Origin of the sequence: Cryptosporangium sp. NPDC051539 (genome assembly GCF_044454545.1) — a bacterium.
Classification (GTDB): domain Bacteria; phylum Actinomycetota; class Actinomycetes; order Mycobacteriales; family Cryptosporangiaceae; genus Cryptosporangium.
Genome location: NZ_JBITDV010000003.1, coordinates 557,603 through 572,853 on the forward strand (window position 1 = coordinate 557,603; position 15,251 = coordinate 572,853).

Genomic DNA, 15,251 nt, shown 5'->3' on the forward strand with positions numbered 1-15,251 from the left:
CCCGGCCCAGGCCGGGCCCCGGCCCAGACCGGGCCCCGGCCTAGACCGGGTCACCGACCTCCACGGTGCGGGCGGACGGACCGGCGGCCCAGTCCACCATCGTGGTCGCTTCCGATTCGATGGCCGACGCCTGCCCAGGGGCCCATTTCGTCAGCGGACGCACGGTGAGCGTGACGCCGGTTCGGGCCCGGGCCAGCGTCCAGACCCCGCAGACGTCACCATCGGCCAGGATCGTGCCCGGCAGCACACCGTTCTTCGTGAACGTCCGTGCCCGCGCCTGCGCGGTCTCCGGCCTCTGGAACCGCGTGCGCTCGGCGTACGAGAGGTGCAGGTTGTCGAAGTCGTAGAGCAGCCGCACCGGCGCCGGCGTGTCGTCGTCCGGCCGCGGCGCCCCGGGCACGTCGAACAGCTCACGCCCGTCGGGGTCGGTGAGCACCACCAGCGACGGGCGCAACCGGTCGAACACCTCGCGGAGCCGGGTGAGCCCGGTCCAGACCTGGGCGTCCTTCACTCCGGCCGGGCCGAACGCGGCCAGGTACCGCAGCACCAGTTCCTCGGCCCCGGCCACCGCGGACGACGACGGCCCCAGCCACGCGTCGGCCGTCGTGTGCGCGATCGGACCGCTCACCGGGCCGGACGGGCCCCAGGTGCCCCGCGGCGGCACCTGGATCAGCGGCAGCTGGGCCCGGACCGTCGCCGACAGCGCGTGCGGGTCGGCGGCCGGCCAGCGGGCACCGAGCTCCTTCTCCAGCACCGCGAACGTCTGCGGGCTCTCCTCCAGCACCTGGCGGCCGGCCGCGACGACCGCGCCGACGTCGGCACCGCCCAGACGCTTCCCGTAGTTCGTGTTCGTCGACCGGACGATCACCGGCTGGATCAGCGGGCGCCAGGCCCGGCAGTCCCGCGCCGACACCAGGTGGATCGTCGAGCGGTGCAGCGCGACCCGGACCAGGCTGCGATCTTCCAGCCGCGCCGAGACGTCTTCGGGCGTGACGCCGGACAGCCGCGCGCCGAGCCCCAGGTACCAGGAGTGCGGCGTCTGCGCCTGCAGCCCGCCGAGGTGCTCGACCGCCTCGACGACCGGCATCGGCGACCGCTCGAGCAGAAGCTGGCGGGCCAGCGTGGCCCGGTTGAGCGCTCGCCTACTGACCATCACCGTCCGGTCAACGTCGAAAGGAAGATCTTGTCGATGTCACTGCCGCTGTCGGCCGAGTAGGCCTTCCCTCCGACAGCCGACGTGATCTCCTTCAGTTCCCGCAGGTCAGCGCCCGAGCCGAAGCCGATCGCGATCACCTGCACCGGCCGGTCGGGCTTCATCGTCGCGCGCAGCCGGGCCACCAGCTGCGGCCGGGTCAGGCCGCCCGGCGTCTCGTTCTTCCCGTCGGTGAGCAACACCAGCAGGTTGAGCCGCCCGGGCTGGTAGTGGGCCTGCACCTCGCGGTAGGCGGCGTCGATCGTGTTGTAGAGGGCGGTCCAGCCGTGCGGCTTCAGATCGCGGCGGATCGCGGTCGCCAGCGCGGCCCGGCGCGGTGTCTTGCCGTCCGGCAGCGTCCCGCCGACCGGACCGATCGGCACGAGCTGCTGATAGTCCTGCTTCCCTTTCAGGTCGGTCGAGAACTTCCACAGCCCGACACCGGACTCCGGGCTGAACAGCGTGATCGCCCGGATGCAGGCCTCCTGCACGACCTGGATCCGGGCACCGGACCGGTCGGGCGCCGGATCCGCCATCGACCCGGACGTGTCCACGGTCGCCAGCACGTTCGCCTTGCGCTGCAGCGCCGTCCAGAACACCACGGTCTTGACGATCGCGTCGTCGCCCGGCAGCGGACGCGCCCCGGCCGAGACCGGGCTGCCCATGCCCTGGACCGGCTCGAACCCGCGGACGTAACGGGTCGTGCGCTCCGGGTCGCGGAACCCGGCCTTCCCGTAGGCGTCCCGGCCCTCCCGGCTCTGCAGCAGCTCGAGGAAGCTCGCCGCGATCTCCTGCCGCACCGGGTCGACCCAGGAAGCCGCCAGCGTGACGTACGGGTAGTCGGCGAAGATCGTCCCCTCGGTGGGGTGGATCGCGGTCAGCGGCACCGCCGGAGTGGTCGCGTCGTACGCGGCGACCTGCTGCTCGGTGGCCGGGAACGGGCCGGCCGCGGCGAGCAGCCGGTCGGTGTCGGCGGTGGTGCTCAGCGTTCGCACGAACGCCGCCGACGTCGTCTTCTCCATCGTGTCGGCGCGGGCCAGCAGCAGCGCGTTGTGCAGTTCGGTCTCGTCGACCTGCGTGTCGGCGTCCGCGTCGACGACCGAGAGCAGCGTGCCGAGCGCGGCCATCGACTGCCGCGGGTCGCCGATGCCGATGCGCAGCGCGCCCCACTCGGGGTGCCCGTAGTCCTTCCAGGTCCGGCCGCCGATCCGCTGCAGGGCCAGCTGCATCCAGGAGACCGGTTTGGTCGGCCAGCCCAGCGCGTCGGCCATCGGGCGCGGCGCGGCCAGCACGATCGGGGAGGTGGCCACGCTCGGCCGGTCGTAGGCGAACAGCTTCGCCATGCCGGACCGGGCCGCGGTCGCCGTCACCCAGGTGGAGGAGTCCGGCATCCAGACGTCGACCCGCTGGCTCGGCCCGGCGCCGTTCTGCGTCGGTGACAGCGACTGCCCGACCGCCGCCGACTCCTGCCCGCGCACGGCGATGCTGCCGCAGTGCCCGTCGAACGAGTGTTTCTCGCGCTGCCACGACGAGGCCAGCCCGCGGACGACGTCGCGCTGGTCGGGTGAGGTCACCACCGAGAGCACCACGGGGTCGCCGGAACACTCGCCGGCCTGTAACGCGTACCCGACGCCGAGCCCGCTCAGGACCACGACGAGCACGACGGTTGAGGCCACCCAGGGATTGGGCAGCCAACGACGCCGGGGCGGGGCCGCCGATGAGGCGGACGCCTGCTGCCGGGTTACTGCCGCACTGCGGTGCCGACCACGCGCCATCTGGGGCCGCTCCACGGAAGTCGAGAGATACCGGATCCTATTGTCAAGACCGCTCCCTCCGCATCGGGGACAGGACGGTCTCGGGCGGTCGGGTGAGAAACGGGGGCAACTTCATCGAAGTTCCTCGTCTGTAACTCCTGGATCGCCGGCCGTCGGTAGGCTCCGACCGCCGCCAAGCAATCAGGAGCGTTGGGTGTCGCTCGACCGCCACGACGACGCGAGCGTCCTCTACGGCCTGGACCGACTGCGTGCGATCGCCGGAACCGCCGACAGTACGGCCGGAGCCCCCGAGGCCGCCGACGCACGGACCACCGTCGTGCTCGGCGATCGTCCCGCCGCCGTCGCCCCGCCCGAGGGTCCCCCGCGTCCGGTGCCCACTCCCGCCGTGGAGACTCCGGCCGACGCTCGGGCCGCGGCCGCGGCGAAGGCCGCCCAGGCGTCGGCCGGGTACGAGATCCTCGGCGAACTCGGGCGCGGCAGCCGCACGATCGCGTACCGCGTCCGGCGCGGCGACGGCGTCTACGCGATGAAGGTGCCGCGTGAGCACTCCGCCGACGGCGCCGATCGGAACGTGCGGGCGTTCCGCCGCGAGGCGGCGCTGCTGGCCTGCGTCGCGCACCCCGGGCTGGCCCGCATCCACGAGGTCGGCACCACCGACGGGCGTCCGTACCTGGTGATGGACCTGGTCGAGGGCGACCGGCTGACCGACGTCCTGGCCGGCGGGCCGCTCGACGTCGGCACGCTGCTGGGGATCGGCATCGACGTGGCCGGCGCGCTGGCCGCCGCGCACCGGGCCGGGCTGGTCCACCGTGACATCAAGCCGGAGAACATCCTCGTGACCACGGGTGCCGCGTCTCGTTCCGGGGCGGCTCCGCAGGCCCGCGTGATCGACTTCGGGCTGGCGTCCCGGCTCGGCGCACCGCACGACGGCACGGTCGCCGGGACGATGCTCTACTGCGCGCCCGAACAGTCCGGCATGCTCAACCGCCCGGTCGACGGCCGGGCCGACCTCTACGCGCTCGGCGCCGTGCTGTTCGAGTGCGCCACCGGTGCGCCGCCGTTCAACTCCGACGACGTCGGTTCGCTGCTGCGCATGCACGCGAGCGTCCCGGCGCCCGACCCGCTGGCCGCCCGCCGCGACCTGCCGCCGCTGCTCGGCCGCATCATCACGACGCTGCTCGCGAAGGACCCCGACGACCGGTACCGCAGCGGCGACGGCCTGGCCGCCGACCTGCAGCGGCTGGCCGCGGGCGACCACCGCTTCACGCCGCGCTCGGCCGACCGTCCGGCCGGGACGACGACCGAGGCCCCGTTCGTCGGACGCGACGCCGAGCTCGGCGCGCTGGCCGCCCGCTGGCAGCGCGTCCTCGACGCGGCCGACGCCCAGGGGCCGCCGGCCGGGGGCGCGGTGCTGGTCACCGGCCCGACCGGCAGCGGTAAGAGCCGGCTGACGGCGGAACTCACGGCGGCGGTCATCGCTCGTCGCGGGCTCGTCCTCTCCGGAAAGTGCGACGTGGACGCCTCGGTACCGCTGGCGCCGCTGCGGGCCGCGCTCGACCGGTACGTCGCCGAGGTGCACGCGCTGCCACCGGCCCGCCGGGTGGCCGCCGCGGTCGACCTGACCGCCGCGGCGGGGCAGGCGGCCTCGCTGCTGCACGGTCTCTCCCCCAGCCTCGGTGAGCTGCTCGAAGCCGTGCCGGCGCTGCCCGACGACCGCGACCAGCCGCTGCCCGGAGCGGTGGCCGGGTTCCTGGCCGGGCTGGCCCGGTCGGCCGGCGGCCTGATCCTGCACCTCGACGACGTGCACTGGATGGACGACGCCACCGGCCGGGTGCTGCGCCAGCTGGCCGACGAGCTACCGGCCGCGCCGATCCTGGTGCTGACGACGGCCCGCGACGACACCCCGGCCGTCACCGTCAAGGCGGCGCTCGGACGGGCCCTGGACACGACGATCCGGCTCGACCCCCTGCCGCCGTCCGCGATCGCCGAGCTGGTTCGCGGCATCACCGGCGGCATCACGATCAGCCCGGGCGCCGCCTCGGCGCTCGCCGCCCGCAGCGACGGCAACCCGTTCACGCTGCTGCAGTTCCTCAACGCGATCGTCGACGCCGGCCTGGCCAGGCCCTCCTGGGGCACCTGGCAGATCGACTCCGAGATGCTGCACGACGTCGAGCTGCCGGTGGACGCGGTCGAACTCGTGCTCGGCCGGCTGCGCGGGCTGGACGAGGAGAGCAGGCAGCTGCTCGGGGTGGCCGCCGCGCTCGGCCCGCATTTCGACCCCGGGCTGGTCGCCGAGGTCGGCCGCATCGCCCGCCGCCGCGCGATCGAGGTCGCCAGCGCCGCGGCCTGGCGTCACCTGCTCGAGCGCCGCGACGGTGACAACTTCCAGTTCCTGCACGACCGGATCCGCGAGGCCCTGCTCGCCCAGTTCGACCCGGCGACGCTGCGCGGGGTGCACGCCCGGATCGCCGACGTCCTCGCCGCCTCCGACAGCACCACGCCGGCGACCGTCTACGCACTGGCCCGGCACCGGCAGCTGGCCGACGACGGACGTCCCAGCCCGGCGTTGTTCGAGGCGTGCGCGGCGGCCGGGCGGCTCGCGCTGGCCGAGCAGGCGCCGTCCGAGGCCGCCGGGTTCCTCGAGCAGGCCGCCTCGGCCGCCGCCCGGGGCCGGATCACCCCCGACGCCGCGTTCTTGCAGACGCTGGCGCGCGCGCAGCACCGCATGGGCCGGTTCCGCGACGCGCTGGCGACCCTCGACGCCGCCCGCGCGGCGACCCTCGACCCGCTCGAGCGCGCCCGGCTGCTCGCGCTGACCGCGCAGGTCCACGACAGCACCTGGGCGACCGGGCGGCAGTCGGTCGCGATCGAGTCCGCGCTGGCCGAGCTCGGCCGCCCGCTACCGAAGAACAAGTTCGTGCTGATCACCTCGACGCTGGGGCTGGCGCTGCTCGGCTCGCTGATGAGCGTCGTCCGGATCGGCTACGGCACCGCCCGGGGCGCGCAGCGCGACCTGTACGGCCTGCTCACCGAGCTGTACGACATCGGCGCGCTGGCCTACGCCAGGCAACTGCGGCCGGACGTCTCGCTGGCCTACACGCTGCGGCGGATCTACCTCACCGCGCGGATCGGGCGCGGCCCGGAGAGCGCCCGGCTCAACATCACCGCCGCCCACCTCGCGTTCATCGTCGGGCTGCGCCGGTACGGGCGGTGGCTCACCCGCCGGGCGCACCGCACCGCGGAGCAGGTCGGCGACCCCCAGCTGATCGCGTTCGTCGAGTGGCTGGAGGCGATGGACTGCCAGTTCTTCGGCTTCGACCAGGGCGAACGCGTCCGCGAGGTCTTGAGCGGCCGGGCCCGCTGGCTCGACGCCGGGTACCGGATCGACCTGCTGTCGGTGCTCTGCTGGGACACGCTGATGCGCGGCGACCTCACCGGCGCCGAGGACGTGTTCGCCCGGCGCCGGACGCTGGTGGACGCCAGCGACGGCACGCTCAACACCACCGTGCACGCCTGCCAGGTCGGTCTGCTCGCGCTCCAGGGGCGTCCGGCCGAGGCCGCCGCGCAGCTCACCCGGATGCTCGCCACCAACGGCCAGGAGCGCTGGGAACAGGTCGACTTCAGCTACGCCCAGATGCTCGCCGCGGTCGAACAGGGCGACGTCGGCCCGGCGTTCGACGAGGCCGCCGGTGCGCTCAGCGCGTCGGGCGTGCAGTGGTGGGCGCTGATCCCGATCCAGCGCGGGCTCTACGTCTATCAGGCCTACGGCCGGATCGAGCAGGCCCGGACCGCGTCGCCGGCCGCGCGTCCGGAGCGGCTGCGGCAGGCCCGCGCCGCCGTGCGGACGCTCCGGCTGGTCGCCAACACCCCGCTGCTCCGCGCCCACCACCGGGTCGCGCTGGCCGGTCTGCGCCTGGCCGAGGGCCGGGCCGGCTGGGCACTGCGCGTGCTGAACTCCGCCGAACCGTCCATCCGGGCGGTGGACGCTCCGCTGGTCGCGTTCGAGGCGGCGCGGACGCGGGCGCGGGCCCTGGCGGCGGACGGCGTCGACGGGGAACGCGACCGCCAGGCCCGCTACGCGCTGGCGCTCGCCGTCGAGCAGCGCTGGCCGCACCGGGCCCGGCAGCTCGCCACCGAGTTCGGGCTGGAGAGCGCCTCGCGGTTCACGATCCATCAGGCCCGCTCGTCCGACGAAGTCGCGGTCAGCCTGTACCGGCAGCGCCTCGACGCGATCGCGCAGGTGGGGCTGGCCGCCTCCCGCGTCCTCGACCCGGCCCGGCTGGCGGCGGTCGCGCTCGACGAGACGATCCGGATCCTCGGGGCCGAGCGCGCGTTCCTGTTCCTGGTCGACGACTCCGGGCACCTGCGTCCGCACGGGGGCCGGGACGCGTCCCGGGAAGACCTGCCGACGCTCACCGGGTACAGCGCGTCGCTGGTCGAGCGGGTCTGGCAGAGCCGCACCGCGATGGTGATGACCGGCACCGAAGAGGGCGCGGCGCTCGGCGCGGCGAGCGTCGTGCTGCACGGGCTGCGCAGCATCATGGTCGCGCCGATCCTCCTCGACGGGCGCCTGCTCGGCGTCGTCTACCTCGACAGCCGGGTGGCGAAGGGCATCTTCACCGCGGACGACGTCGGGGTGCTCACCGCGATCACGTCGCACGTCGCGGTCGCGCTGGAGACCGCCAGGGCGGCGCAGCTCGAGGTCGCGGTCGGCGACGCGAACCGGCGCCGGGACCTGGCCGAGATGCTCCGGGACGCGCTGGCCGCGATCACCGGCATCCTCGAACCGGCACCCGAGCAGGTGCTGCGGCGGCTGCTCACGGTCGTGTTCGGCGTCGTCGGCGGTGATCACGGCTGGCTGGTGCAGGCGAGTTACCCGACCTCAGGCAGCCGGCAGTCGATGGTGTGGGTGACCTCCACGACCCGCACCGGGCGGCACCACCAGACCGACGACCTGGCCGGCATCGTCGCCGCCGTCGCGGCGGCCGAGGGTCTCGACGCGGAGACCGACGGGCCGGGCTTCCGGATGCCGACCGGCTCGCACCCGATGGCGCAGGACCCGGACGAACGGCTGACCGCGCTGCTGTCGGCGCACGAGCCCGTGCTCAGCTCTGCGAACGCTCCCGCGCTGGTCACGAAGTCGGTGCCGGGCGTGCGGTCGTGGCTCGCGCTGCCGCTGGTCGCGCGGGACGAGCGGCTCGGCGTCCTGCTGTTCGCCACCGACGCGCCGGACGGTTACGACGACGGGGCGGCCGAGATCGCCGGTGCGCTGGTCGCGCAGGGCATGGTCGCGTACGAGAACGCCCGGCTGTTCACCGAGGTGCAGCGGCTGGCCACGATCGACGGGCTGACCGGCGTCGCGAACCGGCGGCACTTCTTCGAGTTGGCGACCCAGGACGTCCGGGTCAGCCGGCGGGACAGCGCGGCGAGCTGGCCGATCGCCGCGATGATGATCGACATCGACCACTTCAAGCGGGTCAACGACGAGCACGGGCACCAGGTCGGCGACGAGGTGATCCAGGTCGTCGCGACCCGGCTGCGGCAGAACGGCCGCGGGCTCGGGCTGCTCGGCCGTTACGGCGGTGAGGAGTTCGTGCTGCTGCTCCGGGCCGGGGCGGTGGAGGCGGCCCGGGTCGCCGAGCGGCTGCGGGCCGCGATCGAGCAGGAGCCGGTGCCGACGTCGGCCGGACCGCTCACCGTGACGATCAGCCTGGGCGTGACCTACCTGCGCGACCCCGACCTGGATACCGACCCGAGCGCCGACGCACTGGTCAGCGCCTTGCTGGGCCGGGCCGACCGGTGCCTCTACCTAGCCAAGCACGCGGGCCGCAACCGGGTCCACGTCGGCTGACGCGGTGACCTCGACGGGGTAGCCGTTGAGGACCGCGGTGCCGCTGATCGCGTCCAGCAGCTCGGGATCGGTGAGCGCATTGACGTTCACGCCTCTCGTCCGCTCCGCCACCCGCAGGCGGGTGCCGGGCAGGCCGTGGCCGAAACCGTGGGGCAGGCTCACCACACCCGGCATGATCGCCGGGCTCGGTTCGAGCACGGTCTGCACCGCGCCGACCCGCGACCGCACGGTGACGTCCTGCCCGGCGGTCAGGCCGAGCCGCTCGGCGTCGTCCGGGTGCATCTGCAGCGTGCAGCGGTTCGAGCCGCCGGACAGCCCGCCGACGTTGTGCGACCAGCTGTTGTTCGTGCGTAGGTTGCGCCGGCCGACCAGCACGAACCCGCCGCTCCTGGCGTCGGCACCGGCGCGCAGGCGGGCCAGGTCGGCGACGATGGCCGGGGGCGCGAGCTCGACCAGGCCGGACGCGGTCGCCAGCACGGCGTCGAGCGCCGGCTCGAGCGGCCCGAGGTCGATGCCGTGCGGAGCAGCGAGCAGCGAGGCCAGCGACAACCCGCCCGGGCGCGCGCCGAACGCGTCGCCGTCGGGTGCGAGCCGCAACATCAGGTCGAGCCGCCGCTCGGTGCTGTTCACGCCGGTGAGCTCGGCCGCCAGCGCGGCCGCGTCCCGCCCGTGCAGCGGTGAACGCGGGTCGGCGACGGCCGCGGACAGCATCGCGCCGATCAGCCCGCCGTCGAGTAGCTCCGCCGCGCGGCCCGCCTGGGCTGTCTCCTGGCCCGCGGCGATCATCGTCAGCGCGGCCAGGATCTGGGACTCGTCGGGCCGGCCGGGCTCCCGCTCCAGCACCGCGGGCGAGTACCGCGCGATCCGCCGGACCGCGAGGCCGAGCAGCGCCAGGTCGTAGTGCCCGGTCTCGAGGATGCGGGGCGGCGGCAGGATCACGTCGGCGTGCCGGGTCGTGGCGTTGAGGTACGGATCGACGCTCACCATGAAGTCGAGCGTGCCGAGCGCCGCGTCCAGGCCCGGACCGTCCGGAGTGGAGAGCACCGGGTTGCCGGCCACGGTGATCAGCGCGCGGATCTGCCCGCTGCCGGGCGTCCGGATCTCGTCGGCGAGCGTCGCGACCGGGAGCTCGCCGATCGCCTCCGGCAGGTCGCGGACGCGGCTGCGCCAGCGGCCGAGCGCGAACGGTTTGCGCCGGCGGGCCCGGCCGTGCGCGGGAACCGGGATCATCGCGCCGCCGGGCCGGTCGAGGTTGCCGGTCAGCGCGTTGACGACGTCGACGAGCCAGCTGGTCAGCGTGCCGAACTCGGCCGTCGAAGTGCCGATCCGGCCGTAGACCACGGCGGTGGACGCGGCTGCGAGCTCGCGGGCGAGCGTCTCGATCGCGGCGGCGGGCACACCGCAGACCTCGGCCATCTTCCCGGGCGCGAAGTCTGCGGCGAGGGTGGCGAGTTCGCCGAGCCCGGCGAAACGCTCGTCGTCGACGACCAGCCCCTCGGCGAACAACGTGTGGACGATGCCCAGCAGCAGGTACGGGTCGGTGCCCGGGCGGATGAACAGGTGGCGGTCGGCGATCGCCGCCGTCCGCGTCCGGCGGGGGTCGACCACGACGAGGCGCCCGCCGCGGGCCCGGAGCGCCTTGAGACGGCCAGGGAAGTCGGGGGCGGTGCACAGGCTGCCGTTGGACTCGAGCGGGTTCGCGCCGAGCATCAGCAGGTAGTCGGTGCGGTCGAGGTCGGGTACCGGGATCGCGAGCGGGTCGCCGAACATCAGCCCGGCCGAGACGTGCTTCGGCAACTGGTCAACGCTGGACGCGCTGTAGACGTTCTTCGTGCCGAGCGCCCGGCGCAACGGCGTGAGGTAGAGCTGACCGGCCAGCGTGTGCGCGTTCGGGTTGCCGACGTAGAGGGCCACCGCGTCTCCGGAGTGCCCGGCCAGCCCGGCCGACACCGCGGCGAACGCCTCGTCCCAGGTCGCGGGCACCAGCACGCCGTCGCGACGGACCAGCGGGCCGGGCAGCCGGTCGGGATCCTGGTCGAGCTCGCCCAGCGTCGCGCCCTTCGGACAGAGGAAGCCCTGGCTGAACACGTCGGCGCGATCACCGCGGACACGAACGACGTCGCGCCCCTCCAGCGTGAGCTCGAGCCCGCACACGGCCTCGCAGAGCGGACAGGTCCGGTACGCGGTGCGGCTCATCGCGAACTCCTCGCCGTAGGGATCACCCCAGTGTGGACGACCCCTGCGACAAGATTCCGGGCTTTAGATCAGCGCCGCCGCCAGCGACCGGAACGCGTCCGCCGGGAACGACTTCTGGTCGTCGTTGAGCACCTGGATCGTCACCTCGTCGGCACCGGCCCGGTAGTGCTTCTCGAGCCCGGCCACCACCTGCTCGACCGTGCCCCAGGGGATCAGCGCGTCGACGAGACGGTCGCTGCCGCCGTTCGCCAGCTCCTCCTCCGGCCAGCCGATCCGCACCAGGTTCCGGGTGTAGTTCGGCAGCTGCAAGTAGCCCTTCATGTAGCGCCGGGCCACGGCGCGCGCCTCCGTGGCGTCCGCCTCGAGGACGACCGCCACCTCGGGCGCGAGCAGCGCGTCCGGCCCCAGCACTCCCCGGGCCTCCGCGGTGTGTTCGGCCGGGACGAAATACGGGTGCGCTCCGCGCGACCGGTCGCGGGAGAGCGTCATCATCCGCGGCCCGAGCGCGGCGAGGGCCCGCTGCTCGGGGGCGACACCGGCCGCGTCGAGAGCGTCGAGGTACTCGACCATCCGCGAGTACGGGCGTTCGTACCGACGGCCCTGGCTCTCGAGCAGCGGCGCGTGGCTCGCGCCGAGGCCGAGGAGGAACCGGCCGGGGTGCGCCTCGGCCGCCGCGGCGGTGTACGCCGCCGCGTCGGCCGGTGACGCGTGCCAGATGCTGACGATGCCCGGGACGACGCCGATCCGCTCGGTGCCGTCGAGCAGTTCACGGAACCGGGCCGGGACGCCGTCGGAGAAACCGGCCGAGAACCAGATCCGGTCGTAGCCGAGGTCTTCCAGCTGCCGGGCCGCCGCGACGGCGGCCTCCCGGTCTCCGGTCGCGGCGAAGTAGGGCTGCCACACGCTCACAAGTCGTTGCGCCATACACGAAACCCTAGCGCTGGAGTTCGGCGAGCAGCTCCTCCATACGAGCGTCCGAGTCACGCACGCCGACCTCCATGCCCGACTCGACCATGCCGTCGCGGTCCTCGACCGACTGGAAACTCGAGAGCGTGCGCACCAGCGTGCGCCCGTTCTCCTCGGTCATCGTGAGCGCCTCGAGCGCGACGTGCCCGGGCAGGCCCAGGAACTCGAACGTCTGGATCGTCAGGTCGGGCGTCGGGGTGCCGTGGAACACGCCCCGGAAGCCGTACTCGTTGCCGTCGGCGTCGGCGCTGACGTAGCTCCAGCGGCCGCCGTCGCGGACGTCGTACTCGGTGATCTTCGTCGTCAGCTCGCGCGGGCCCATCCAGCGGGCGATGAGGTCGGGGTCGGTGTAGCAGCGGAAGACCAGGTCGCGAGGAGCGTCGAACTCGCGGGTGATGACGACCTGGGCGGTGCCGGGCTCGGCGGTGATGACGGTGTCACTCATCGTTCTCTCCGGTCTGTAGTTCGAGGAGCAGCTCATCGAGTCGGTCGTGGCTCGTCGTCCAGTACTCCCGGTAATCGACGAGCCACCGGGTCGCGTCGCGCAAGGGCTCCGCCTCCAGATGACTGAGTCGTGCGGTGGCGCGCCGGGTCCTCGAGATGAGGCCGGCGTTCTCCAGGACCTTGAGGTGCTTGGAGACGGCCGGTTGGGACATCGCGAACGGGCCGGTCAGCTCGGCCACGGTCGCGTCGCCGCCGGACGCCAGCCTGGTGAGGATCGCCCGACGGGTCGGATCGGCGAGGGCGCCGAAGACGAGGCTGAGCTGATCAGTCGACATCAATAACCACCTAGTTCTAAAACCGATGGGTTAAGGATGCGGGCCGAATTCGCCGCTGTCAACCCCGGCAGCGGTCAGGAGTGGGCCGGGATGCGGGCCGCACGGATGGCGGACGAGGGCGGGACCACGCCGCCGGCCTCGGGGCGGCCGAACAGCCAGCCCTGCAGGCGCTCGACGCCGGCGGCGATCAGCGCATCGGCCTGCTCCTGGGTCTCGACGCCCTCGGCCACGACCTCGAGCCCGAGCGTGTGGGCCAGGTCGATGCAGGCCCTGGCGATCGCGGCGGCGGCCGGATCGTCGGTGAGCGTCGCGGTCAGCGACCGGTCGAGCTTCAGCTCGGTGGCCGGCAGACGCTGCAGATACGAGAGCGCCGAGTACCCGGTGCCGAAGTCGTCGATCGCCACGCCGACCCCGGCCCGCCGCAGCGCGACCAGCACGTCCCGGCCGGTCTCGATGTCGCCGATCGCGACCTGCTCGGTGATCTCGACGGTCAGCACTTCCGGCGGCAACCCGCGGGTCGTCAGCCCGTCGAGGATCTCGTCGACCAGCGTCGGGTGGAACAGGTCGGAGGCCGACAGATTGACCGACACCTCGACGTCTCCCCCGCCGTGCCGCCACTGTGCGACCTGGTCCAGCGACATCCCGAGCACGAGCCGGGTGAGGTATGGGGTCAGGCCGGTCCGCTCGGCCAGCCCGATGAAGTCGTCGGGGGCGATCATCCCGTGCTGCGGGTGCCGCCACCGCACCAGCGCCTCGTACCGGGCCGACGCCGTCGGCGACGTGGCCACCAGCGCCTGGTAATGCATCTCGAGCGAGCCGTAGGCCTCGCGCGACCCGATCCCGAGCAGGAGGCTCCGCAGCTCGGCGGCGCGCTCCAGCGCATCCCGCTGGTGGTCCGGCCCGATCGAGTCGTAGCGCACCCAGCCGCGCCGTTCGGCCTTCGCCCGGTACATCGCGGTGTCCGCACACCGCAGCAGCTCGACCGTCCGCTCCTCGACGGTCGCGGTCACCGGGGCGTTGACGTCGACCGCGACCCCGATGCTCACGTCCATCGGGATCGCGATGCCGCCGACCGGCAGCGGCTTGCGCACCGCGGCCAGCAGCTGCTCGGCGAGGCGTCCGACGTCCGGCGTCGACGTCAGCACCGCGAACTCGTCCCCGCCGAGACGGCCGAGCAGATCGTCCGGCCCGAGCGCGTCGGTCAGCCGCGGCGCGAGCGCCGCCAGCAGCTGGTCTCCGATCTGGTGACCGAGGCCGTCGTTGACGTCCTTGAACCGGTCGAGGTCGAGCAGCAGCACGGCCCGCGGGCGCCGGTTGGCGGCCGCGAGCGACTCCTCCACCCCGCGCAGGAACCCGCGGCGGTTGTACAGACCGGTCAGCTCGTCGGTGATCGCCAGGCGGTGCTGCTCACCCGCGTCCAGCAGGCTGCGGACGCCGAGCCCGATGCGGATCAGCGCAGCCAGCACCGACAGGGTGGCGAACAGGCTCGCGACCCAGGTCTCGTTGATGAGCTGGGTCAGCAGGAGCACGAGGACGGCGGTGGCCGCGCAGAGCAGCGGGGCGACCAGCGTCCGCAGGTCGACCGGGCGGTCGGCCATCCGCCGGGGCCTGGCCCAGGCCGCGGCCGCGATCAGCAGACCGGCGACGCCGGCGAGCTGGTCGACCATCTCGATGTTACCGGAGCCGCTCGCGAGCATCCGGCTGGTCAGCGCGTTGCCGACCGCCATGTCCAGCACCAGCGCGCAGAGCAGCAGCCACCCGGCATCGAGCCGCCAGCCGGCCAGCGCGGCGATCGAGCCCATCATTCCGACCAGCACCATCGTGAGAGCCGGGTAGCCGAGCGTCACGATCGCGTCGAGCGGGTTGCCGCCGGTCCAGGTCAGCACGTCCCGGCCGAGCACGAGCGCCGTCACCGAGGCGCCCAGCGACGAGGCCGCGACCGCGTCCCAGATCCGGACCGCGCCGACGCCGCCGACCAGGGGGCGGGACAGCCGCCAGACCCCGACCCCGAGCAGTGGCAGGGCAGGGAGCCAGAACGCGTCCGCGAGCGAGAACGACGGCACCTCGACACCGGACGAGATGAGCCGGTCCCAGACGAGGTAGCCGACCGCGGTGGTGCCGGCCACGGCCGCGATCAGCGCCCACGCGAGCCGCTGGGCCGGCACCAGCACGCAACGCAGGACGACCACGACCACGCCGACCCCGAGCAGGATCTCGACCAGCGCCCAGGGCGACCAGAACCGCAGCGGAGACTGCTCCGCCCGACCACTCCAGACCCAGCCGAGGTGGACCGCCAGCACCACCGCGAGGGCGCCGACGGCCAGCCGGACGACGCGCGACACCACGGGGCGCTCCGCCATGCTGCACTGCACCTCGTTCGGGCTCGGTCTTAACCCTTTTGTAGGACTTTTCGTCCAGGTGGCACCGAACCTGAGCTGATCCTCTCGGCGCTGCTCACACGTATCTACACCATGCGGTAAACAGTGACTTCT

Annotated in this window: 8 protein-coding genes; 1 reads left to right on the forward strand and 7 read right to left on the reverse strand. The window is 73.6% G+C overall.

What is annotated here, in order from left to right:
• Positions 1 to 40: 40 nt before the first annotated feature.
• Positions 41 to 1,153, reverse strand: a complete 1,113-nt coding sequence (locus ACIBZJ_RS12855) for a winged helix DNA-binding domain-containing protein (protein ID WP_395928766.1) — start codon at positions 1,151 to 1,153, stop codon at positions 41 to 43.
• The gene (locus tag ACIBZJ_RS12860) at positions 1,153 to 2,868 is read right to left on the reverse strand and encodes a substrate-binding domain-containing protein (protein ID WP_395928768.1); all 1,716 of its coding nucleotides are present in this window, start codon (positions 2,866 to 2,868) and stop codon (positions 1,153 to 1,155) included. Before ACIBZJ_RS12860 ends, ACIBZJ_RS12855 begins: the two co-directional genes overlap by 1 nt.
• A 292-nt stretch (positions 2,869 to 3,160) precedes the next feature.
• On the opposite strand from ACIBZJ_RS12860, the gene ACIBZJ_RS12865 reads away from it, so the two are divergent.
• Entirely contained in the window at positions 3,161 to 8,818 is a 5,658-nt protein-coding gene (locus tag ACIBZJ_RS12865) for a diguanylate cyclase (protein WP_395928770.1), read from the forward strand.
• Here ACIBZJ_RS12865 and ACIBZJ_RS12870 read toward each other — a convergent pair.
• From ACIBZJ_RS12870 to ACIBZJ_RS12890, 5 genes are all read right to left on the reverse strand, one after another.
• On the reverse strand, positions 8,777 to 11,014 hold the full coding sequence (locus ACIBZJ_RS12870) for a molybdopterin-dependent oxidoreductase (RefSeq protein WP_395928772.1): 2,238 nt from the start codon (positions 11,012 to 11,014) through the stop codon (positions 8,777 to 8,779). The two genes, ACIBZJ_RS12865 and ACIBZJ_RS12870, sit on opposite strands and share 42 nt — an antisense overlap.
• Before the next feature lie 63 nt (positions 11,015 to 11,077).
• On the reverse strand, positions 11,078 to 11,938 hold the full coding sequence (locus tag ACIBZJ_RS12875) for a TIGR03620 family F420-dependent LLM class oxidoreductase (RefSeq protein ID WP_395928774.1): 861 nt from the start codon (positions 11,936 to 11,938) through the stop codon (positions 11,078 to 11,080).
• A gap of 10 nt (positions 11,939 to 11,948) precedes the next feature.
• Positions 11,949 to 12,425, reverse strand: a complete 477-nt coding sequence (locus ACIBZJ_RS12880; protein WP_395928776.1) for an SRPBCC family protein — start codon at positions 12,423 to 12,425, stop codon at positions 11,949 to 11,951.
• Positions 12,418 to 12,759 carry an ArsR/SmtB family transcription factor gene (locus tag ACIBZJ_RS12885; RefSeq protein ID WP_395928778.1) on the reverse strand — a complete coding sequence of 114 codons (342 nt, stop codon included), beginning with the start codon at positions 12,757 to 12,759 and terminating at the stop codon, positions 12,418 to 12,420. The genes ACIBZJ_RS12880 and ACIBZJ_RS12885 overlap by 8 nt, the downstream gene beginning before the upstream one ends.
• A gap of 74 nt (positions 12,760 to 12,833) precedes the next feature.
• A complete protein-coding gene (locus tag ACIBZJ_RS12890; protein ID WP_395928780.1) occupies positions 12,834 to 15,119 on the reverse strand; it encodes a putative bifunctional diguanylate cyclase/phosphodiesterase in 2,286 nt (761 codons plus the stop codon).
• Between the last annotated feature and the right edge of the window lie 132 nt (positions 15,120 to 15,251).

Coding starts and splice junctions, on each gene's coding strand:
- ACIBZJ_RS12855 (WP_395928766.1), bottom strand. CDS start 1,153: ATGGTCAGTAGGCGAGCGCTCAACCGGGCCACGCTGGCCCGCCAGCTT.
- ACIBZJ_RS12870 (WP_395928772.1), bottom strand. CDS start 11,014: ATGAGCCGCACCGCGTACCGGACCTGTCCGCTCTGCGAGGCCGTGTGC.
- ACIBZJ_RS12875 (WP_395928774.1), bottom strand. CDS start 11,938: ATGGCGCAACGACTTGTGAGCGTGTGGCAGCCCTACTTCGCCGCGACC.
- ACIBZJ_RS12880 (WP_395928776.1), bottom strand. CDS start 12,425: ATGAGTGACACCGTCATCACCGCCGAGCCCGGCACCGCCCAGGTCGTC.
- ACIBZJ_RS12885 (WP_395928778.1), bottom strand. CDS start 12,759: ATGTCGACTGATCAGCTCAGCCTCGTCTTCGGCGCCCTCGCCGATCCG.
- ACIBZJ_RS12890 (WP_395928780.1), bottom strand. CDS start 15,119: ATGGCGGAGCGCCCCGTGGTGTCGCGCGTCGTCCGGCTGGCCGTCGGC.